General features: G+C 67.6%; 18 protein-coding genes. 16 read left to right on the top strand and 2 right to left on the bottom strand.

Features of this window, described 5'->3' with window-relative positions:
• The first annotated feature begins 8 nt into the window (after positions 1 to 8).
• From rsmH to EDC62_RS13000, 16 genes are all read left to right on the top strand, one after another.
• Positions 9 to 917, top strand: a complete 909-nt coding sequence (rsmH, locus tag EDC62_RS07925; protein WP_124222407.1) for a 16S rRNA (cytosine(1402)-N(4))-methyltransferase RsmH — start codon at positions 9 to 11, stop codon at positions 915 to 917.
• Positions 914 to 1,204, top strand: a complete 291-nt coding sequence (gene ftsL, locus EDC62_RS07920) for a cell division protein FtsL (RefSeq protein WP_124222405.1) — start codon at positions 914 to 916, stop codon at positions 1,202 to 1,204. Before rsmH ends, ftsL begins: the two co-directional genes overlap by 4 nt.
• Positions 1,201 to 2,937: a peptidoglycan D,D-transpeptidase FtsI family protein gene (locus tag EDC62_RS07915; protein WP_124222403.1), complete on the top strand. Its 1,737-nt coding sequence runs from the start codon at positions 1,201 to 1,203 to the stop codon at positions 2,935 to 2,937. Before ftsL ends, EDC62_RS07915 begins: the two co-directional genes overlap by 4 nt.
• The gene (locus tag EDC62_RS07910; protein ID WP_124222401.1) at positions 2,937 to 4,445 is read left to right on the top strand and encodes a UDP-N-acetylmuramoyl-L-alanyl-D-glutamate--2,6-diaminopimelate ligase; all 1,509 of its coding nucleotides are present in this window, start codon (positions 2,937 to 2,939) and stop codon (positions 4,443 to 4,445) included. The genes EDC62_RS07915 and EDC62_RS07910 overlap by 1 nt, the downstream gene beginning before the upstream one ends.
• Positions 4,442 to 5,887, top strand: a complete 1,446-nt coding sequence (locus tag EDC62_RS07905) for a UDP-N-acetylmuramoyl-tripeptide--D-alanyl-D-alanine ligase (protein ID WP_245968806.1) — start codon at positions 4,442 to 4,444, stop codon at positions 5,885 to 5,887. Before EDC62_RS07910 ends, EDC62_RS07905 begins: the two co-directional genes overlap by 4 nt.
• Positions 5,877 to 7,055, top strand: coding sequence for a phospho-N-acetylmuramoyl-pentapeptide-transferase (gene mraY, locus EDC62_RS07900; RefSeq protein ID WP_124222399.1), 1,179 nt, complete (start codon positions 5,877 to 5,879; stop codon positions 7,053 to 7,055). Before EDC62_RS07905 ends, mraY begins: the two co-directional genes overlap by 11 nt.
• A 5-nt stretch (positions 7,056 to 7,060) precedes the next feature.
• Positions 7,061 to 8,581 carry a UDP-N-acetylmuramoyl-L-alanine--D-glutamate ligase gene (gene murD, locus EDC62_RS07895; RefSeq protein ID WP_124222397.1) on the top strand — a complete coding sequence of 507 codons (1,521 nt, stop codon included), beginning with the start codon at positions 7,061 to 7,063 and terminating at the stop codon, positions 8,579 to 8,581.
• Positions 8,578 to 9,849, top strand: a complete 1,272-nt coding sequence (gene ftsW, locus EDC62_RS07890; RefSeq protein ID WP_124222395.1) for a putative lipid II flippase FtsW — start codon at positions 8,578 to 8,580, stop codon at positions 9,847 to 9,849. Before murD ends, ftsW begins: the two co-directional genes overlap by 4 nt.
• Positions 9,846 to 10,976, top strand: a complete 1,131-nt coding sequence (murG, locus tag EDC62_RS07885) for an undecaprenyldiphospho-muramoylpentapeptide beta-N-acetylglucosaminyltransferase (RefSeq protein ID WP_124222393.1) — start codon at positions 9,846 to 9,848, stop codon at positions 10,974 to 10,976. Before ftsW ends, murG begins: the two co-directional genes overlap by 4 nt.
• Positions 10,973 to 12,394, top strand: coding sequence for a UDP-N-acetylmuramate--L-alanine ligase (gene murC / locus EDC62_RS07880; protein WP_124222391.1), 1,422 nt, complete (start codon positions 10,973 to 10,975; stop codon positions 12,392 to 12,394). The genes murG and murC overlap by 4 nt, the downstream gene beginning before the upstream one ends.
• Positions 12,391 to 13,380 (top strand): D-alanine--D-alanine ligase, encoded by a 990-nt coding sequence (locus tag EDC62_RS07875; RefSeq protein WP_124222389.1) that lies wholly within the window; start codon positions 12,391 to 12,393, stop codon positions 13,378 to 13,380. Before murC ends, EDC62_RS07875 begins: the two co-directional genes overlap by 4 nt.
• The gene (locus EDC62_RS07870) at positions 13,377 to 14,207 is read left to right on the top strand and encodes a cell division protein FtsQ/DivIB (protein WP_124222387.1); all 831 of its coding nucleotides are present in this window, start codon (positions 13,377 to 13,379) and stop codon (positions 14,205 to 14,207) included. The genes EDC62_RS07875 and EDC62_RS07870 overlap by 4 nt, the downstream gene beginning before the upstream one ends.
• Positions 14,208 to 14,210: 3 nt before the next feature.
• The gene (ftsA, locus tag EDC62_RS07865; RefSeq protein WP_124222385.1) at positions 14,211 to 15,440 is read left to right on the top strand and encodes a cell division protein FtsA; all 1,230 of its coding nucleotides are present in this window, start codon (positions 14,211 to 14,213) and stop codon (positions 15,438 to 15,440) included.
• A 178-nt stretch (positions 15,441 to 15,618) separates the two neighbouring features.
• Positions 15,619 to 16,839 carry a cell division protein FtsZ gene (gene ftsZ / locus EDC62_RS07860; protein ID WP_124222383.1) on the top strand — a complete coding sequence of 407 codons (1,221 nt, stop codon included), beginning with the start codon at positions 15,619 to 15,621 and terminating at the stop codon, positions 16,837 to 16,839.
• Between the two features lie 115 nt (positions 16,840 to 16,954).
• Complete coding sequence (gene lpxC, locus EDC62_RS07855) at positions 16,955 to 17,878, top strand: UDP-3-O-acyl-N-acetylglucosamine deacetylase (protein ID WP_124222381.1); 924 nt, start codon at positions 16,955 to 16,957, stop codon at positions 17,876 to 17,878.
• 10 nt (positions 17,879 to 17,888) lie between these two features.
• The gene (locus tag EDC62_RS13000; protein WP_170159037.1) at positions 17,889 to 18,065 is read left to right on the top strand and encodes a hypothetical protein; all 177 of its coding nucleotides are present in this window, start codon (positions 17,889 to 17,891) and stop codon (positions 18,063 to 18,065) included.
• 33 nt (positions 18,066 to 18,098) lie between these two features.
• On the opposite strand, the gene ruvC is transcribed toward EDC62_RS13000, so the two are convergent.
• Both ruvC and EDC62_RS07845 read right to left on the bottom strand, forming a co-directional pair.
• A complete protein-coding gene (gene ruvC / locus EDC62_RS07850; RefSeq protein ID WP_124222379.1) occupies positions 18,099 to 18,647 on the bottom strand; it encodes a crossover junction endodeoxyribonuclease RuvC in 549 nt (182 codons plus the stop codon).
• Positions 18,648 to 18,743: 96 nt separating this feature from the next.
• Complete coding sequence (locus tag EDC62_RS07845; RefSeq protein ID WP_124222377.1) at positions 18,744 to 19,739, bottom strand: phosphatidate cytidylyltransferase; 996 nt, start codon at positions 19,737 to 19,739, stop codon at positions 18,744 to 18,746.
• Positions 19,740 to 19,748 lie beyond the last annotated feature (9 nt).

Genomic DNA, 19,748 nt, shown 5'->3' with positions numbered 1-19,748 from the left:
GGCCAGGCATGACGGACCTTGCCCACACCACCGTGCTGCTCGAAGAGGCAGTCGATGCGCTCGTGACGAACCCTCTGGGGGTTTATGTCGATGGAACCTTCGGCCGCGGCGGTCACACCCGTCGCATCCTCGCCAAGCTCGCTCCGGAAGGCCGCGTCCTCGCGTTCGACCAGGATCCGCAAGCGGTTGCGGCCGCCGCCGAGCTCAGCGACCCGCGGTTTTCGATCCGGCATGCCAATTTCAGCGATCTGGCGCAGCTGCCCCCGGAAAGCGTGGATGGGGTCCTGCTCGATCTTGGGGTCAGCTCCCCGCAGATCGACAGCCCCGAAAGGGGTTTTTCTTTTCGTTTCGAGGGCCCTTTGGACATGCGGATGGACCCGACCCGCGGCCCGAGTGTGGCCGACTGGCTCGCGGTGGCGTCGGTTCGGGAAATTGCGGAGGTGATTCGTGACTACGGCGAAGAACGGTTTGCTCTGCCGATTGCAAAGGCGATTGTGGCTCGCCGCGACAGCGGACAGCCTGTGCGCACCACGACCGACCTCGTCGGGGTCGTGGCTGGTGCGGTCAAGACCCGGGAAGCCGGACAAAACCCGGCCACGCGCACCTTTCAAGCTCTACGGATTTTCATCAACCGGGAGCTCGAATCCCTCGACGCGGCGCTTGCCGCGGCGTTGAAGGTGCTCCGGCCCGGTGGGCGGCTCGTGGTGATTGCCTTTCATTCGCTGGAAGACCGCATCGTCAAGCGATTCATCGCGGCGCATGCGCGCGAGACCGTCGACCGACGCCTGCCATTTGCGCCGCCCAAGGCGCTGCCGCTCAAGGCGCTCGGGCGCGTGCGGCCGAGCGAGGCCGAGATCCAGGCCAACCCGCGCGCGCGCAGCGCCGTGATGCGCGTGGCCGAGAAGGTGGCGACATGACGCGGCTCAACCTCGTCCTCCTGCTGTCGGTGGTGGCCAGCGCGCTCTACGTCGTACATGTCCAGGCGGCCTCGCGGCATTTGTTCGTCGAACTCGAGCAGGCGCAGGCGCAGGCCCGGGCGCTTGCGAGCGAGCGCCAAAGGCTCGAAGTCGAACGTCGCGCTCAGGCGACCCCCTTGCGGGTGGAGCGGCTCGCGCGGGAACGACTGGGCATGCGCACGGCGACACCCGCGATCACCCAGTACGTCGCCGTGCCGGCGGCCGTGGCATCGGAGGCTCAGCGATGAGGGGCGGCAGTGTGGCCTACGCCGCCAGTCCTTTGCTGGCGGGCAAGACACCGGCCTGGCGCAGCAAGTTCATCGTGGCCTCGCTCGCGCTGGGCTTTGGCGCGCTCGCCGTTCGGGCGGCGTACGTGCAGGTCTGGAACAACGCGTTTTTCTTGCGTCAGGGCGAGGTTCGGTATGCCCGCACCCTGGAGTTGCCGGCCAACCGGGGTCGCATACTCGACCGCAATGGACTGCTGCTGGCTTCCAGCGTGTCTGCGCAGAGCATCTGGGCGATCCCCGAGGACGTGGATCGTGATCCGGAGCGGCTGCGGGCGCTCGCGCGTTTGCTCGAAATGCCGTTCGACGAGTTGCAGCGGCGCCTGGCCGACGAGGACAAGACCTTCGTCTGGCTCAAGCGGCAGGTCGACGAGTCGGTCGCGCGCGAAATCGCCGCGCTCGGGATCAAAGGCGTCTACCAGCGCCGGGACTACAAACGGATGTACCCCGAGGGCGAAGCGGCCGCCCACATCGTGGGTTTCACCAACGTCGAAAACCAGGGCCAGGAAGGGATGGAACTGCTGTTCGACCGCGAACTCGCCGGCCGCCCTGGGTCCCGCCGCGTCATCAAGGACCGGCTCGGTCGTGTGGTCGAGGACGTGGGCGAGCAGGTGCCGCCGGTCGATGGGCGCGATCTGCAGCTCAGCATCGACAGCAAGGTTCAATTCTTCGCCTACCAAAAGCTGCGCGACGCCGTGTTGGCGCACAAGGCCAAAGCCGGCAGCGTCGTGGTGCTCGATGCGCGCACGGGCGAGGTCTTGGCACTCGCGAACTACCCGAGTTACCAGCCCGATCGACGGCAAAACCTCTCGGGCGAGCAGTTGCGCAACCGCGCCTTGACCGATGTGTTCGAACCCGGCTCGACCATGAAGCCGATCACGGTCGCCATGGCGCTCGAAGCGGGCCGGGTCACCCCCCAGACCCTGATCGAGACGTCTCCGGGCCGCTATCAGATCGGGGGCTTCACGATCAACGACACGCACAACTACGGGACCTTGACCGTCGAGGGCGTGATCCAGAAGTCGAGCAACGTCGGCGCGCTCAAGATCGCGCAGCGCATGAGCCCGCGCGAGATGTGGGACACCTTTGTTTCCTTGGGCTACGGTCAAAAACCGCAGATCGAGTTTCCCGGTGCCGCCGCGGGTCGGCTGCGCCCCTGGAAAAGCTGGAAGCCCGTCGAGCAGGCCACCATGTCCTATGGCTACGGTCTTTCGGCTTCGCTGTTCCAGATGGCGCACTCCTACACGGCCTTCGCCCATGACGGTGAAGTGCTGCCCGCGACCATGATCAAGCGCAACGAGCCCGTGCATGGGGTCAAGGTGTTCTCCGCACAGACGGCCGCGGCCGTGCGCAAGATGCTGCAAATGGCGGCCGGTCCTGGAGGCACCGGACAGAAGGCGCAGACCGTGGGTTATTCCGTGGGCGGAAAGTCCGGCACGGCGCGCAAACAGGTCGGCAAGGGTTATGCGACCAATCGCTATCGCGCCTGGTTCACCGGCATGGCGCCGATCGAGCAGCCACGGGTGATCGTCGCGGTGATGATCGACGAGCCGAGCAACGGCGAGTTTTACGGGGGCGTGGTGGCCGCGCCCGTATTCAGCGAAGTCGTGCAGCAGACGCTGCGCCTGATGAACGTGCCGCCGGACATGGCGGTGCAGCCGCAGATCGTCGTCGACGCCGCGGAGGAGTCGTTCTGATGCGCGTTCTCCAAACCCCCCAAGCAGTCGTCGACTGGTTGCGCACGCGCGACGTGCGCGGCCTGTGCAGCGACAGCCGTGCGGTTCGGCCGCTCGACGCGTTCGTGGCCTGGCCGGGTGCGGCGGTGGATGCGCGGGCCTACGTCGGTGCCGCGCGGCAGTCGGGCGCGCGGGCATGCCTGGTCGAGCGCGAAGGCGCAGAGCGCTTCGACTGCGACGGGGACGACGTGGCCGCCGTGCCGGGCCTCAAAGCTCAGGCCGGGCCGATTGCCTCGCTGTGGTACGGGCGGCCCTCGGAGCGCCTCGACGTCGTCGCGGTGACCGGCACCAACGGCAAAACCTCGAGCACTTGGTGGATTGCCCAAGCACTCTCAAAACTACAGCAAGAAACTGCCCATTCATGCGGGGTCATCGGCACTTTGGGTACCGGAATCCTGCCCACGCTGAAGCACAACGGGCTGACCACGCCCGACCCGGTGCTGCTCGCGCAAACGCTCGGCTCGTTCGTCGAACGAGGCGTGCGCGTCTGCGCCATGGAAGCGTCTTCGATCGGCCTTGCCGAGCACCGGCTCGATGGCACGCGGATCGCGATCGCAGCCTTCACGAATTTCACGCAAGACCATCTCGACTACCACGGGACCATGGAGGCCTATTGGCAGGCCAAGCGGTCCTTGTTCGACTGGCCAGGGCTGCGCGCCGCGGTCATTTTTGTCGACGACCCCAAGGGTGCCGAGCTGGCCGAGGCGATGGCCGGTCGCCTGGATGTCTGGACGGTCGGCACCGTGTCATCCGCGCGCCTGCGCGCCCGCGGCTTGGGTTACCGGCTTTCCCCGACGGGCGAGGGTTTGAGCTTCGAAGTGCTCGAGGGCGGGACGGTGCATGCCGTGCAGACTGGGCTGATCGGTGACTACAACGCGGCGAATCTGCTCGTCGTGCTGGGTTGCTTGCGCGCGCTCGGCCATCCGCTCGACGCGGCCGTGCAGGCGTGCTCGGCGCTGCAGCCCGTTCCGGGGCGCATGGAGCGCCTTGGTGGTGCGGGCGAGCCGCTGGTCGTCGTCGACTATGCGCACACGCCGGACGCGCTCGAACAGGTTCTTGCCGCCTTGCGGGGCCTTGCCGTGCAGCGTGGCGGTCGCTTGTGGTGTGTGTTTGGCTGTGGCGGCGACCGCGATCCGGGCAAACGCCCGCTGATGGGCGCCATTGCCGAGCGCCTGGCCGATGCCGTCGTCGTTACCAGCGACAACCCGCGCTCGGAGGACCCCGAGGCGATCCTGGCCCAGATTCTCGCGGGCATGGCGCATGCCCCTGCAGCCGTCGAGCCCGATCGCGCGCGCGCCATCGCTTATGCCTTGGATCGCGCGGCGGGGGCGGACGTGGTGCTGCTGGCCGGCAAGGGCCACGAGACGTATCAGGAGGTCGCCGGTGTGCGGCGGCCGTTTTCGGATCGGGCCGAGGCCCTCGCGGCGCTCGAGCGCCGTCGTGCGACCAGCGGAGGCGGCCGCGCATGAATTCCAGCTCAGCCATGATGACCCTGAAAGAAGCCCAGGCCTGGATTCCGGGCAGCCGCCTCGTCGGCGACGGGTCGCTGCGCCCCCAGCGCGTGCACACCGACACCCGCACCCTCGCAGCGGGCGACTGCTTCGTCGCGCTCAAGGGTGAGCGCTTCGACGGCGCTGCCTTCCTCGATCAGGCCCGCGCGCAGGGTGCCGTGGCGGCCCTCTGCAACTTCGAGAGCGAAGCCGCGCTGCGCGCATCGGGCCTTGCCGGTTTGCTCGTTCCCGACACCCGAGTGGCGCTCGGCCAGCTGGCCCAGGCATGGCGCGCGCAGTTCGACCTGCCGCTGATCGCTGTGACGGGCAGCAACGGCAAGACCACGGTGACGCAGATGATCGCGTCCATCCTGCGCGCGTGGGTGGGCGACGCAGCGCTGGCCACGCAAGGCAACCTCAACAACGAAATCGGTGTGCCGCTCACGCTGCTGCGCTTGCGCGAGGGCCATCGCGTCGCCGTGGTCGAACTCGGCATGAACCACCCTGGCGAAATCGCCCAACTCGCCGCGTGGGCGCAACCCACGGTGGCGCTCGTCAACAACGCGCAGCGCGAGCATCTGGAGTTCATGGAGACGGTCGAGGCCGTCGCCCGTGAAAACGGCTCGGTGATCGAGAGTCTGCCGCCCGACGGGGTTGCGGTCTTCCCGGCGGATGATCCCTACACGCCGCTTTGGAGCCGTATGGCCGGTGCGCGGTCGACCTGGCGTTTCACGGACCAAAGCGAGCCGGCTGAGGGCTCGAATCGGGTGCGCGCCGAGGCCGATTGGATCGAGGCCGGGGGTGCTTGGCAGCTCCGGCTCGAGACCCCGGCGGGCCGGGTGCAGACCCGGCTGCGAATTGCCGGGCGGCACAACCTGCGCAATGCGGCTGCGGCGGCTGCCTGCGCGCTCGCTGCGGGCGCACCGCTCAAGGCCGTCGCTGCGGGCCTGGAACATTTCGAGCCCGTGCGCGGCCGATCCCGCGCGCTGACGCTGCGGCTCGGCAGCGTGCCGGTCACGCTCGTCGACGACAGCTACAACGCCAATCCGGATTCGGTTCGGGCCGCGATCGATGTGCTCGCGGCGCTGCCCGCGCCTCGGTTCCTGATTCTCGGTGACATGGGCGAAGTCGGTCAGCGCGGGGTCGAGTTTCACGAAGAGGTGTTGCGGCTGGCCGTCGAGCGCGGACTCGAGCGGATCTGGGTCGTGGGGCCGCTGAGTGCGGCTGCGGCACGCGCCGTTGCGGGCGTCGAGGCCTACCCCTCGGTGGAGGCTTTGCTCGATGCGCTCGGGCCGGCCTTGGCGGCGGCTCGTTCCGTGTTGGTCAAAGGCTCGCGCTTCATGCGCATGGAGCGCGTCGTCGCCGCAATTGAAAGCCGCTCGGATCGGTCCGGCTCGGAAGGAGGTCGGCATGTTGCTTAGCCTGGCCCAGTGGTTGCAGGCCCTGCAGCCGGAATGGGGCTTTTTGCGGGTGTTCCAGTACCTGACCTTTCGCGCCATGATGGCCGCGATGACCGCGCTGGTGATCGGGCTGGCCGCAGGCCCCGCCGTGATCCGTCGATTGACGGCGCTGAAGATCGGTCAGCCGATTCGCGGCTACGGCGTCGAATCGCACCTGGCCAAGAGCGGGACCCCGACCATGGGCGGCGTGCTCATCCTCGTGGCGCTCACGACCGCGACCTTGCTGTGGGCCGACTGGAGCAACCGCTTCATTTGGATCACGCTCGCGGTCACGCTCGGCTTTGGCGCGATCGGCTGGGTGGACGACTGGCGCAAGGTGGTGCGCAAAGACCCCGAGGGCATGCGCTCACGCGAGAAATATTTCTGGCAATCGGTCATCGGCTTGCTCGCTGCGCTCTACCTGGTGTTCAGCATTTCGGAGAGCTCGAACGCGAAGGTGTTCGAGTTGTTCCTGACTTGGGTGCGCTCGGGCTTCGATGTCGATCTGCCGCCCAAGGCTGGTTTGCTCGTGCCCTTCTTCAAAGCGGTCAGCTACCCACTGGGCGTCGTCGGCTTCGTGGTGTTGAGCTATCTCGTCATCGTGGGCTCGAGCAACGCGGTCAACCTCACCGACGGGCTCGACGGCCTAGCGATCATGCCCGTGGTCATGGTGGGCGCGGCGCTGGGCGTGTTTGCCTACGTCACGGGCAATGCCGTGTTCGCGCGCTATCTGTTTCTGCCGCACATCCCCGGCAGCGGCGAGTTGCTGGTGTTTTGTGCGGCCATGAGCGGCGCGGGGCTGGCGTTTTTGTGGTTCAACGCGCATCCGGCCCAGGTGTTCATGGGCGACGTGGGCGCGCTTGCCCTCGGGGCGGCTTTGGGCACGGTGGCCGTGATCGTGCGCCAGGAAATCGTGCTCGCGATCATGGGTGGCGTGTTCGTCGTCGAGGCGCTGTCGGTGATGTTCCAGGTCAGCTGGTTCAAATGGACCAAGCGGCGCTATGGACAGGGACGCCGCTTGCTGCTGATGGCGCCGCTGCACCACCACTTCGAAAAGAAGGGGTGGAACGAGACTCAAGTCGTCGTTCGTTTCTGGATCCTCACGATGCTGCTGTGCCTCGTGGGCCTCTCCACGCTGAAGTTGCGCTGATCGACATGAGCCCTTTCTTGCATGATCGCCGCGTTCTGATTCTGGGCCTGGGAGCTTCGGGGCTCGCCATGGCGCGCTGGTGCACGCGCGCGGGCGCTCGGGTCACGGTCGCCGACACCCGGGCTGAGCCGCCGCAGCGATCGCGCTTGCTCGAAGATTGCCCAGGGGCGAAGTGGCTGCACGCCCCGTTCGATGCGGCCTTGCTCGATGCGGCGCAGGCGGAGTTGCTGCTGCTGAGCCCCGGCCTCACGCCCGATCAGACGGCCCAAATCCGCGAAGCCGCCCAATCGCGCGGCGTGTGGATCGGCGGCGAACTCGCGCTGTTTGCCGAGGCGCTGGCAGAGCGGGCCCAGAGCGAGGGCTATACGCCGAAGATCCTGGCCGTCACCGGCACCAACGGCAAGACGACCGTGACGGCGCTGACGGGTCAGCTGCTGGCCCGTGCGGGGCTGCAAACGGCTGTGGCCGGCAACATCGGTCCGACCCTGCTCGACACCCTGCGTGAGCGGATCGAGCAGCACGCGCTGCCCGAGGTCTGGGTGCTCGAGCTCTCGAGCTTCCAGCTCGAGCACGCCGGGCGCTTCGAGCCGACGGCGGCGGCGGTGCTCAACCTGACCCAGGACCATCTGGACTGGCACGGTTCGATGGAGGCGTATGCGGCGGCGAAGGCACGGATTTTCGGTTCGCAAGGGGTGCGGGTGCTCAATCGCGATGACGCACGGGTGATGGCCATGGTGCCGCCCGCGCCGGCCAAGGGTGCACCGGCCTTACGCTGGGTCAGCTTTGGCTCCGATGTGCCGCAGCGGCCGCTGGACTGGGGCCTCGAGACGGTGCACGACATGACTTGGCTGGTGCGTGCCGGGGCGGCCGACGAGCTGCCGCGGCGGCGTGGCAGCGCCGAGGGTGAGAGCGCCGCAGCGCCGCTGCTGCGCTTGATGCCTGCCGATGCCTTGCGCATCCGCGGCCGCCACAACGCGCTCAATGCACTGGCGGCGCTGGCGCTGGCGACCGAAGCCGGGGCCTCGCTGGCACCCATGCTGCACGGGCTGCGGGAATACCGCGGTGAGCCCCATCGCGTCGAGACGGTCGCCATCGTCGACGGCGTGGAATACATCGACGACAGCAAGGGCACCAACGTCGGGGCGACGGCCGCGGCCATCAGCGGTCTGGCGCAGGGGCGTTCGTTGGTGCTGATTCTGGGCGGCCTCGGCAAGGGGCAGGACTTTGCGCCGCTGGCACCGCTGGTGGCGCAGCATGTTCGGGCGGTCGTGCTCATCGGACAGGACGCGCCCCGGATTCGTGCGGCGCTCTCCCCCGCAGGCGTCGAGCTGATCGACGCGGCGGACATGCCCGCAGCGGTGCGCTTGGCGGCGGCGCGTGCGCGCCCGGGCGATGCGGTGTTGATGTCTCCTGCCTGTGCCAGCATGGACATGTTTGCCGATTACGCGCACCGGGCCGAGGTGTTTCGCGCGTCGGTGGCGGCCTTGGCTGCCGAGGCGGGCACACCGATCGAGGGGGTGCGATGAGTCTTGCGCAAACCATGGGGGATCGGTTCTCTTCGCTCTTTTCGCGGGCGCGGCGCGCAGCGCACCCCTCCGCCGAGCCGGTTCCGACCCCGTGGGAGCGCACGCTGCCGCGCCAGGATGGACGGGTCGCGGGCTTGGCCACCTTTGATCAAAGCCTGGTTTGGGTGGTGCTGGCGCTGCTGACCTGGGGCCTGGTAATGGTCTATTCGGCCTCGATCGCACTGCCCGACAACCCCAAGTTCGCTGCCTATGCGGGCACGCACTTCCTGCTGCGCCACCTGTTGTCGCTGGTGCTGGGGTTCGCCGTCGCCTTGCTCGCCTATCAGGTGCCGATGCGGCGCTGGGAAGAGGCTGCGCCCTGGATCTTCATTCTGGCGCTGCTGCTGCTCGTCGCCGTCTTGATTCCGCACGTCGGCCGCGGGGTCAACGGCGCGCGTCGTTGGATTTCGCTGGGTGTCATGAACTTTCAGCCCTCGGAGTTCGCGAAGCTCGCGACCGTCCTGTACGCCTCGGACTACATGGTGCGCAAGATGGCGGTCAAGGAGCGCTTCTTCCGCGCCGTCCTGCCCATGGGGGCGGCGGTTGGCATCGTGGGCATTCTGTTGCTGGCCGAGCCCGACATGGGCGCGTTCATGGTGATTGCGATGATCGCCATGGGTATTCTGTTCCTGGGCGGCGTCAATGCGCGGATGTTCTTCTTGATCGCGGCGGTGTTGCTCGTGGCCTTCGGGTTGATGATCGGCTTGTCGGAATGGCGCCGCGAGCGCATCTTTGCTTACCTCGACCCCTGGAGTGAGAAGCACGCACTGGGCAAGGGCTACCAGCTCTCGCATGCGCTGATCGCCATCGGGCGGGGCGAGGTGTTCGGCGTCGGCCTCGGCGGCAGTGTTGAAAAGCTCAACTGGCTGCCCGAAGCGCATACCGACTTTTTGCTCGCGGTGATCGGCGAAGAATTCGGGCTCGTCGGGGTGCTCAGCCTCATCGTGCTGTTTTTCTGGCTGACGCGGCGCATCATGCAGATTGGCCGCCAGGCGATCGCGCTCGACCGGGTGTTCTCGGGGCTCGTCGCGCAAGGCATCGGGATCTGGATCGGCTTTCAGGCCTTCATCAACATGGGCGTGAACCTCGGCGCCTTGCCGACCAAAGGCTTGACCTTGCCGTTCATGAGCTACGGTGGGTCGGCGATTCTGATGGGCTTGGTTTCGATGGCCATCGTGCTTCGGGTGGACTTCGAGAACCGCGCGCTGATGCGAGGAGGGCGGGTATGAGCGCCGTGCCGGAAGGCGCATCCATCCCCACGGACCGCAGCCCGCGCCCGCGTGCGCTCGTGATGGCGGGGGGCACCGGCGGGCATATCTTCCCGGGGCTTGCGGTGGCCGCCGCGCTACAGGATCGCGGCTGGCGCGTGCACTGGCTGGGTACGCCCGAGAGCATGGAGAGCCGCCTCGTCCCGCCGCAGGGCTTTGCCTTCGAGGCGATCGACTTTGGCGGTGTGCGCGGCAAAGGCTGGCGGTCCTTGTGGACGCTGCCTGCGCGGCTGCTGCGGGCGCTGGTGCAAACCTGGCGCACGCTCGACCGCGTCCAGCCGAACGTGGTCGTGGGCTTTGGGGGCTATGTCACGGCGCCGGGCGGCGCCACCGCATGTCTGCGTCGTATCCCGCTCGTGCTGCATGAGCAAAACGCGATTGCGGGTTTGGCCAATCGGGCCTTGGCGCCGTGCGCGCGGCATTGCTTCACGGCCTTCCCCGACGTGTTGCCGCGCGGGGTTTGGGTCGGCAACCCGTTGCGCGCACCGTTTTGGCAGCAACCAGAGCCGCGTGCGCGTTTTGCCGGGCGCAATGGCCCGCTGCGGGTGCTGGTCGTCGGCGGCAGTCTCGGCGCCCGCGCGCTCAACGAGACGGTGCCGCAGGCGCTGGCCCGACTCGATCCCGCGCGCCGACCGAGCGTGCTGCACCAAAGCGGCGAGAAGCAGTTCGAGGCGTTGCAAGACGCCTATGCCCAGGCCGGGGTCCAGGCGCGGCTCGTGGCCTTCATCGACGACATGGCGCACGCGCTTGCAGACGCGGATCTGGTCATCGCCCGCGCTGGGGCTTCGACCGTGACCGAAATCGCCGCCATCGGCGCCGCAGCCGTTTTCGTCCCCTTCCCGCATGCCGTGGACGACCATCAGACGCACAACGCGCGCTTTCTCGTCGAACGCGGTGGGGGCTGGCTGATGAACCAGACCGACTTCACGCCCGAGCGGCTGGCGGCGTTTCTCGCCGGCCTCGACCGTGCGGAATTGCTGCGGCGCGCCGAGGCCGCCCATGCGGCCCGCCGGGCCGGTGCGACCGAGGCGATCGTCGACGCCTGTGAGCGGCTGCTCGGGCCGCAGATCACGAGAGATTCCCCATGAAACACGCGATTCGTCACATCCATTTCGTCGGCATCGGCGGCTCGGGCATGAGCGGTATTGCCGAAGTGCTGCACAACCTGGGCTACACGGTGTCGGGTTCCGATCTGGCCGACAGCGCGAGCTTGCAGCGGCTGCGCGCGCAGGGCATCCGCACCTTCGTGGGCCACGCCGCCGAGCAGGTCGAGGGTGCCGATGCGGTGGTGGTCTCGACCGCCGTGCGCGCAGACAACCCCGAGGTGCTGGCCGCGCGTGCGCGCCATGTGCCGATCGTCCCGCGTGCGGTGATGCTCGCCGAGCTCATGCGGCTCAAGCAGGGCATTGCGATCGCGGGCACGCACGGCAAGACGACCACGACCAGCCTGGTCGCGAGCGTGCTGGCCGAAGGCGGGCTCGACCCAACCTTCGTGATCGGCGGGCGGCTCAACAGCGCCGGCGCGAATGCGCGACTCGGGCAAGGCGAGTACATCGTCGTCGAGGCCGATGAATCCGACGCCTCGTTCCTGAACCTGATGCCCGTGATGGCCGTCGTCACCAACATCGACGCCGACCACATGGAGACCTACGGGCACGACTTCGCACGCCTGAAGGACGCGTTCGTCGACTTCCTGCACCGCATGCCTTTTTACGGCACGGCGATTCTGTGCATCGACGATCCCGGCGTGCGCTCGATCTTGCCCCGCGTCTCGCGCCCGATCACGAGCTACGGCTTCAGTGAGGAGGCGCAGGTCCGGGCGGTCGATGTGCGGGCGGTCGGCGCGCAGATGCAGTTTCGCGTGCAGCGCCGCAACGGCGTGACGCTGCCCGATCTCGAAGTCACCCTGAACCTGGCCGGCGAGCACAACGTGCGCAATGGGCTGGCAGCAATTGCGGTTGCCGTCGAGCTCGATGTCCCGGACGACGCGGTCTTGCGGGCACTCGCCGGATTCAAAGGCGTGGGGCGGCGCTTTCAGAACTATGGCGACTGGCCCGCGCGCGATGGCGGGCGGTTCACCGTGCTCGACGACTATGGCCACCATCCGGTCGAGATGGCGGCGACCCTCGCTGCGGCCCGGGGGGCCTTTCCGGGCCGACGCCTGGTGCTGGCTTTTCAGCCGCATCGCTACACCCGCACGCGGGACTGCTTCGAGGATTTCGTTCGGGTGCTTGGGCTCGCAGACCTCGTGCTGCTCACCGAGGTTTACCCCGCGGGCGAAGCGCCGATCGTCGCCGCCGACGGGCGCAGCCTGGCGCGCGCGCTGCGGGTCGGCGGGCAGGTCGAGCCGGTCTTCGTCGAGTCGGTGGCCGAGCTGCCTCAGGTCATCCTCGAGCAAGCCCGCGGCGGCGACGTGGTGCTGTGCATGGGCGCGGGTTCGATCGGAGCCGTACCGGGCAAAGTGGTCGAATTACTTCAAAAACAAGAGCAAGAGGTGACCGGATGACGCCGGCAATCCAAGAAAAAGCTTCAAAAATGGGCAAGGTCGCCGTCCTCATGGGCGGGCGCTCGGCCGAGCGTGAGATTTCCTTGCTCTCGGGCGCGGGGGTCTTGCAGGCGCTGCGGGCCTGCGGTGTCGATGCCGAGGCCTTCGACCCGGCCGAACGCCCGATCTGCGCACTGAAGGACGAAGGCTATGCGCGCTGCTTCATCGCGCTGCACGGACGCTACGGCGAAGACGGCAGCGTTCAGGGCGCGCTCGAGCTGCTCGGCATTCCATACACCGGCTCGGGCGTGATGGCCTCGGCGGTGGCGATGGACAAGGTGATGACCAAGCGCTTGTGGCAGGCGCAGGGCTTGTCGACGCCGCGCTTCGTTTGGCTCCAGCCGCAGGAGCAGAGCCGCGAACGCGTGCGCGCCGTACCCGATGAGCTGGGGCTGCCGCTGATCGTCAAGCCCCCGCGTGAGGGCTCGTCGCTCGGGGTCAGCAAGGTGCGGGGCGATACGGACATGGACGAGGCGGTGGCGCTCTCGGCGCGGTACGACGCCGATGTGCTGTGCGAGGAATTCATCGAGGGCGAGGAAGTGACCTGCGCCGTGCTCGGGTCCGGTGCCGAGGCCAGGGCTCTGCCGGTGATCCGCATCGTTGCGCCCGAAGGTGCCTACGACTACCAAAACAAATACTTCACCGACAGCGTGCGCTACCTCTGCCCGAGCGGTCTGCCGCCCGAGGAAGAGGCCGAAATCCAGCGCCTGACGCTGGCCGCCTATCGCGCGCTCGGCTGCCGAGGTTGGGGCCGGGCCGACCTGATGATTCGCGCCAGCGACCGCAAGCCCTTCCTGCTCGAGATGAACACCTCGCCGGGCATGACCGGTCACTCACTGGTGCCGATGGCCGCGCGGGCTGCGGGCCTGCGCTACGAAGAACTGTGCCTGCTCGTGCTCGAGTCCGCGAGCCTCGACAACACTGCCGGTGGAGGCGCTCACTCATGAGCCTCAGCCCGCTGCCACTCGACGTGCGACTGATGAATGCCACCGCGGGCGTTTTGTTCGCGGGCGTGTTCCTGTTCGCGCTGGCAGCCCTGCTGGGCTGGGCGGCACGGCATCCGGCCTTCGACATCCGCGCCATCGTCGTCGATGGCGAGGTCACCCACAACAATGCCGTGACCCTGCGCGCGAACGTCGCACCGCGCTTGCGCGGCAATTTCTTCACGATCGACCTCAAGGATGTGCGCGTCGCGTTCGAGGCCGTACCCTGGGTGCGTCGGGCATTCGTGCGGCGCGAGTTTCCCTATCGGCTGCATGTGACGCTCGAAGAGTTCCAGCCCGTGGCCTTGTGGGCGCGGGACGACACCGACGTCGATGCCCGGCTCATCGACCGCACGGGCGTCCTGTTCGACGCCAACCTGGGCGATGTGGACGTCGATGCACTGCCGCGCCTTTGGGGGCCGCCACAGCGTGCCGCCGAGATCCTGGCCACGCTCGGGGCGCTGCGGCCGGTGTTCGCGCCGCTCGACGCGGAGCTGGTGGGCCTCGATCTCACCGAGCGTGGCCAGTGGCGTGCCGAGCTCGACAACGGCGGCCGCATCGAACTCGGGCGTGGTGAGGCGGCTGAACTCATCGAACGCAGTCGCCGCTTCGTGGCAACGGCCCCGCAGGTCGCTGCGCGCTACCACCGCAGCGCCGATGCGATCGAGGCAGCCGATCTGCGCTATCCCCGCGCCTATGCCCTGCGACTCAAGGGGGTGACGACCGTGAGCGCCGCGCTGCCGTCGCGCAAGGGCCCGGCCCCGCAGCCCCAGACGAAACGAAACGGATGAATCATGGCCAAGGAATACAAGGACCTCGTCGTCGGACTCGATATCGGAACCTCCAAAGTGATGGTGGTCGTCGGGGAGGTGCTCGCCAACGGTGAACTCAAACTGGCGGGCCTAGGGGTTGCGCCGAGTCAGGGGCTCAAGCGCGGCGCCGTCGTCACCATCGAGGCGACGGTCCAGAGCATCCAGCAGGCGCTCAAAGAAGCCGAACTGATGGCCGACTGCAAGATCACCCGGGTGCTCACGGGCATCACCGGTAGCCACATCCGCGGCTTCAACTCGAGCGGCATGGTAGCGATCAAGGACAAGGAGGTGACGCCCTCGGACGTCGCCCGTGTGATGGAGACCGCCAAGGCCATCAACATCTCGACCGACCAGCGGCTGCTGCTTGTCGAGGCGCAGGAATTCATCATCGACGGGCAGGAGGTCAAAGAGCCCATCGGCATGAGCGGCATCCGGCTCGAGGCCAAGGCGCACATCGTCACCGGCGCGCAAAGCGCGGCCGAAAACATCCTCAAGTGCGTGCGGCGCTGTGGGCTCGAAGTCGAGCAACTCTTGCTCAATCCGCTCGCGTCGAGCCAGGCCGTACTCACGCCCGATGAGCGCGAACTGGGCGTGGCCTGTGTCGACATCGGCGCCGGCACCACCGACGTGGCCATCTTCTCGGGCGGGTCGATACGCCACACCGCCGTGATTCCGATCGCGGGCGACCTCATCACCAGCGACATTGCGATGGCGCTGCGCACGCCCACGCGCGATGCCGAGGAAATCAAGGTCGAAGCCGGCTGCGCCAAGCAGTTGCTGGCCGACCCCGAGCAGCAGGTCGAAGTGCCGGGTCTGGGCGACCGCGAGCCCCGCATGATCAGCCGCCAAGCGCTCTCGGGCGTCATCGAGCCCCGCGTCGAGGAAATCTTCGCCCTGGTGCAACAGGTCATCCGCGAGTCGGGTTTCGAGGAAGTGCTGTCGTCGGGCGTCGTGCTCACCGGCGGCTCGAGCGTCATGCCCGGCATGGTCGAACTGGGCGAAGACATCTTTCTCAAGCCGGTCCGCCGGGGCCTGCCGCATTACACGGGCGCCCTCGCCGACATGGTGGCGCAGCCGCGCTGCGCCACGGTGCTCGGCCTGATGGAAGAGGCGCGGCTCGCCCGGCTCCGCGGCTTCAAGGCGGCCCGGCAGGTCGGGACGGTCAAGAGCGCCTTCGGGCGCATCAAGGACTTCATCGTGGGGAATTTCTGACCATGTGCCCGATGCCCTTTGGAACCCGCGCGCGGCGGGGTGCCGTGCGCAAGCGAATGCGCAAGCGGTGGTGCGGTCCGGCCGCGCCACCGCGCCCCGCCGCCGATGGTCCGGTTCAGTCCATCCCATTCCGTTTTCATTTGAGTTTCAGTTTCAGTTTCAACGTAAGGAGCGCCCCATGAGCATCGAAATGATCGAAGTCGAAGAATTCAACCAAGGCACGCAAATCAAGGTGATCGGCGTCGGTGGCGGCGGCGGCAATGCGGTCGAGCACATGATCGAACGCGCCGTCGGTGGTGTGGAATTCATCTGCGCGAACACCGATGCCCAGGCGCTGGCGCGCAGCTCGGCGCACCGCACCATCCAGCTCGGCACCAGCGGGCTCGGCGCCGGAAGCAAGCCCGACAAAGGCCGCGAAGCCGCCGAAGCGGCAGCCGACGACATCCGTGCGGCGATCGAAGGCGCGCACATGCTGTTCATCACCGCCGGCATGGGCGGCGGCACGGGCACGGGCGCGGCACCGGTGATTGCGCGTATTGCGAAGGAAATGGGCATCTTGACCGTGGGCGTGGTGACCAAACCGTTCGATTGGGAGGGCGGGCGCCGCATGACCAACGCCGACCAGGGTCTGGCCGAGCTTGAGGCCAATGTCGACTCGCTCATCGTCGTCCTGAACGAAAAACTGCTCGAGGTGCTCGGTGACGATGTCACGCAGGACGAGGCCTTTGCGCACGCCAACGACGTGCTCAAGAACGCGGTCGGCGGTATTGCGGAAATCATCAACGTGCCGGGCCACGTCAACGTCGACTTCGAAGACGTGCGCACCGTCATGGGAGAGCCCGGCAAGGCCATGATGGGCACGGCCGTGGCCAGCGGCCCGGACCGCGCGCGCATCGCTGCCGAGCAGGCCGTAGCCTGCCCGCTGCTCGAAGGCATCGACCTCTCGGGCGCCAAGGGCGTGCTGGTGCTGATCACGGCGGCCAAGGGCAGCCTCAAGCTCTCCGAATCGAAGCTGGCGATGAACACCATCCGCGCCTACGCCTCGCCCGATGCGCACGTCATCTACGGTACCGCGTACGACGATACGCTGGGGGACAACATCCGCGTCACCGTCGTCGCCACGGGCTTGTCGCGCCAGGGTGCGCGGCGCACGGCGCCGCCGCTGCAGGTGCTGCGCACCGGCACGGACAACCAGCCGATCGCCCACGCCCAGGCCGGCGCGACGGCGACCGGCCCAGGCATGGCGGGCGCGGCGACCGATTTCAGCGACATCAGCACCCGGCCCGCGGTCTGGCGCCAGCCCAACCGCACCCAGGCCGCCCAGCGCGTCGACGCGTTGGTGATGGGCGGCATGGACGACATCGACATCCCGGCTTACCTGCGCAAGCAGGCCGATTGAGGGCAGCGCTGCAACCCGCGCCTTGCGCCGCGTCGCGGAGGCTGGGTCCGCGTTGCTGCAAGGTCATGGAGTCCCCAGGCCGGCTCGGTTGACGGGGACTTCATACAATCGCGCGATGCTCGCTCAACATACGCTCAAGTCGCTCACCCGTGCCGTCGGCGTGGGCCTGCACAGCGGCCAACGGGTGGAGCTGACCCTGCGGCCCGCGCCGGTCGATACGGGCATCGTGTTCCGCCGCGTCGATCTGGCCGAACCGGTCGACATTCCCGTGTCGGCCGAGGCCGTCGTCGACACCCGGCTCGCGTCCACCATCGGCCGCGGGGATGTTCGGGTGCTCACCGTCGAGCATCTGATGTCGGCCTGCGCCGGGCTTGGGGTGGATAACCTCTATGTCGACATCACCGCCGAAGAAGTCCCGATTCTGGACGGGTCGGCAGCATCGTTCGTGTACTTGCTCAGCAGCGCGGGCCTTGAGCGTCAGCCGGCGCCGCGCCGCTTCGTGCGCGTCACCGATGCCATCGAGGTGCGCGAGGGTCAGGGAGCCGATGAAAAGTGGGCGCGCCTGATGCCCTATGAGGGCTTTCGGCTGAGTTTCGAGATCGACTTCGACCATCCGGCCGTCGACGCCACCGGCCAGCGGGTGATGTTCGACCTAGCCGACGGTTCCTACGCGCGCGACATTGCGCGGGCGCGCACCTTTGGCTTCACGCGCGACGTCGAGGCGCTGCGGTCGAAGGGGCTGGCGCTCGGCGGGGGGCTGGACAACGCCATCGTGATGGACGACTACCGCGTGCTCAATGCCGACGGGCTGCGTTACGACGATGAGTTTGTCAAGCACAAGATACTCGACGCGATGGGCGACCTCTATCTTCTCGGGCATCCCCTGTTGGCGGCGTACAGCGCGTTTCGCTCGGGGCATGCGCTCAACAACCGACTGCTGCGCGCCTTGCTGGCGCGGCGCGACGCCTGGGAGTGGGTGAGCTTCGAAGACGAGCAACGCGCGCCGCGCGGGTTTGCGCAGCCGGCGATGGCCTGGTGAGGCGGGCTCGATGCTGCTGTTTCGCTGGATTCTGCTGCTGCTCTTGCTCGGCGCAGGCACCGCGTTCGCGTTCTACATCGCCACCGGCCAGGTGCGTTTTCGGCGTTTTGGCCTGCAATTGCTCAAGTGGGTGCTGGTCGCGGGCTTGATGTTCTTTGGCGTACTCATCCTCGAGCGGCTCGCCTGAGCGCACCGCTCGAGGGGAACGGGGCTCAGCCTCTCAGTGCCCGCGGCCACCACGGTACATCCCGCTGGTCGTGCGCTTGAGCGGGTGGGCGGCTTCGAGGCGCGCGAGGGATGCGCCCGCGTGGGCATGGGTGATGGCGAGCCCGAGCGCGTCGGCGGCGTCTTGCCGGGGAACGGCGGGCAGGTTCAGCAGCCGCCGCACCATTTCCTGAATCTGGGCCTTGGTGGCATGGCCATGGCCGGTGATGGCGCGCTTCATCTGCAGCGCGGTGTATTCGGCCACCGCGAGGTCGCAGGCGACCAAAGCCGTGACGCAAGCACCGCGCGCCTGCCCGAGCAGCAGCGTGGCCTGCGGGTTGACGTTGACGAAGACGATTTCCACCGAGGCTGCATCGGGCCGATAACGGGCGTGCAGTTCCCGGATGCCCTCGAACAGCAGCTTGAGACGCGCGGGCAGATCGCCGACCGGCGCGGCCGAGGTCTTGATGACGCCGCTGGCGACATAAGCCAGTGCGGAACCTTCGGTGTCGATGACGCCAAAGCCCGTCACCTGCAAACCCGGATCGATGCCCAAAATGCGCATGGTGTCCAATCTACGCTGAAAGTTTGCGCCGCGCCGCCTGGATGCGACGCCGTGCCGGTGCTCGGTGCTGTCTCAGGGCCGTGTCGGACCCGAGGCTCAATGCAAACCAAAAGTCCATCGGATGGAGTGAAAAAACACCGGCGCCGCAAAACTCAGGGCGTCGACCCGATCGAGCAGGCCGCTCGCGCCCGTGACCGAGCGGCCTTGCGAACCCCAGCTTGGAATGCCGCGGTCGCGTTTGATGGCTTTCATGACCAAGTGACCCAGTGAGCCCGAGGCGCAGGCGATCAACGCCATCGCCAGCGCCTGGCCGGGCTTGAACGGCGTTATTCCGGCGAGCAAGCCACCCAGCAAGCCGCCTGCGGCCATGCCCCAGCCCCATGACGTCCAATGGAAGCTCCGGCTGATTCGCGGAGCGACGGGCGGGCGCCGCAGCCAACGGCCGGCGAGATGCTGCGCGAGCATCCCGGTTTGCACCACGGCGGCCAGGAAGAAGACGAGGAAGGCATTGCGCTCCGTGCCACAGCCCGGAAACTGCAGCAACAGCAGTGCCGGCACATGGCTCAGTCCGTAGACACAGACCATGATGCCCCACTGCAGCTTGGCCGTGCGCTCGAGGAAATGTTCGGGGTCGTCGGCGAGCGCACTGACCACGGGCAGCGCGAGAAAGACGTAGACCGGGATGAAGACGGTGAACCGGTCGAACTGCCCCGTCCAGACGAGCCAAAACTGGGTCGGAAGCACGACGAAAAACGCGAGGACGAGGCTGCGGTGGTCGCGCCGGCTGGGCGGCGAGAGCGTGACGAACTCGCGCAGTGCGAAGAAGGCGACGAAGGCAAACAACAGGGTTGCGACGCCCCCGCCGAGCACCCAAGCGAGCCAAAAGACCGACACCATGACCCAGGTTGTGCGCAGCAGTCGACGGGCCTCGCGCAGCCGGGCTTGGCGCAGCGACGCTGTGGCAGGCTCGCCCGTGTCCCGCAGCGCCAACAGGGTGTAGACGATGCTCGCGAGGGCGAGCAGGCCGAACACCATCAGAAACAGCGCGCCGACCTGTTGGTGGGCGCTGAGGCTACGAAAGAAGTGATTCATGCGCGGAGA

The sequence above is a fragment of the Tibeticola sediminis genome, assembly GCF_003843835.1.
GTDB lineage: Bacteria > Pseudomonadota > Gammaproteobacteria > Burkholderiales > Burkholderiaceae_C > Tibeticola > Tibeticola sediminis.
Note: the sequence above shows the minus strand (reverse complement) of the source record. Positions and strands in the feature narration are given on the sequence as shown.

Coding starts and splice junctions, on each gene's coding strand:
- rsmH (WP_124222407.1), top strand. CDS start 9: ATGACGGACCTTGCCCACACCACCGTGCTGCTCGAAGAGGCAGTCGAT.
- ftsL (WP_124222405.1), top strand. CDS start 914: ATGACGCGGCTCAACCTCGTCCTCCTGCTGTCGGTGGTGGCCAGCGCG.
- EDC62_RS07915 (WP_124222403.1), top strand. CDS start 1,201: ATGAGGGGCGGCAGTGTGGCCTACGCCGCCAGTCCTTTGCTGGCGGGC.
- EDC62_RS07910 (WP_124222401.1), top strand. CDS start 2,937: ATGCGCGTTCTCCAAACCCCCCAAGCAGTCGTCGACTGGTTGCGCACG.
- EDC62_RS07905 (WP_245968806.1), top strand. CDS start 4,442: ATGAATTCCAGCTCAGCCATGATGACCCTGAAAGAAGCCCAGGCCTGG.
- mraY (WP_124222399.1), top strand. CDS start 5,877: ATGTTGCTTAGCCTGGCCCAGTGGTTGCAGGCCCTGCAGCCGGAATGG.
- murD (WP_124222397.1), top strand. CDS start 7,061: ATGAGCCCTTTCTTGCATGATCGCCGCGTTCTGATTCTGGGCCTGGGA.
- ftsW (WP_124222395.1), top strand. CDS start 8,578: ATGAGTCTTGCGCAAACCATGGGGGATCGGTTCTCTTCGCTCTTTTCG.
- murG (WP_124222393.1), top strand. CDS start 9,846: ATGAGCGCCGTGCCGGAAGGCGCATCCATCCCCACGGACCGCAGCCCG.
- murC (WP_124222391.1), top strand. CDS start 10,973: ATGAAACACGCGATTCGTCACATCCATTTCGTCGGCATCGGCGGCTCG.
- EDC62_RS07875 (WP_124222389.1), top strand. CDS start 12,391: ATGACGCCGGCAATCCAAGAAAAAGCTTCAAAAATGGGCAAGGTCGCC.
- EDC62_RS07870 (WP_124222387.1), top strand. CDS start 13,377: ATGAGCCTCAGCCCGCTGCCACTCGACGTGCGACTGATGAATGCCACC.
- ftsA (WP_124222385.1), top strand. CDS start 14,211: ATGGCCAAGGAATACAAGGACCTCGTCGTCGGACTCGATATCGGAACC.
- ftsZ (WP_124222383.1), top strand. CDS start 15,619: ATGAGCATCGAAATGATCGAAGTCGAAGAATTCAACCAAGGCACGCAA.
- lpxC (WP_124222381.1), top strand. CDS start 16,955: ATGCTCGCTCAACATACGCTCAAGTCGCTCACCCGTGCCGTCGGCGTG.
- EDC62_RS13000 (WP_170159037.1), top strand. CDS start 17,889: ATGCTGCTGTTTCGCTGGATTCTGCTGCTGCTCTTGCTCGGCGCAGGC.
- ruvC (WP_124222379.1), bottom strand. CDS start 18,647: ATGCGCATTTTGGGCATCGATCCGGGTTTGCAGGTGACGGGCTTTGGC.
- EDC62_RS07845 (WP_124222377.1), bottom strand. CDS start 19,739: ATGAATCACTTCTTTCGTAGCCTCAGCGCCCACCAACAGGTCGGCGCG.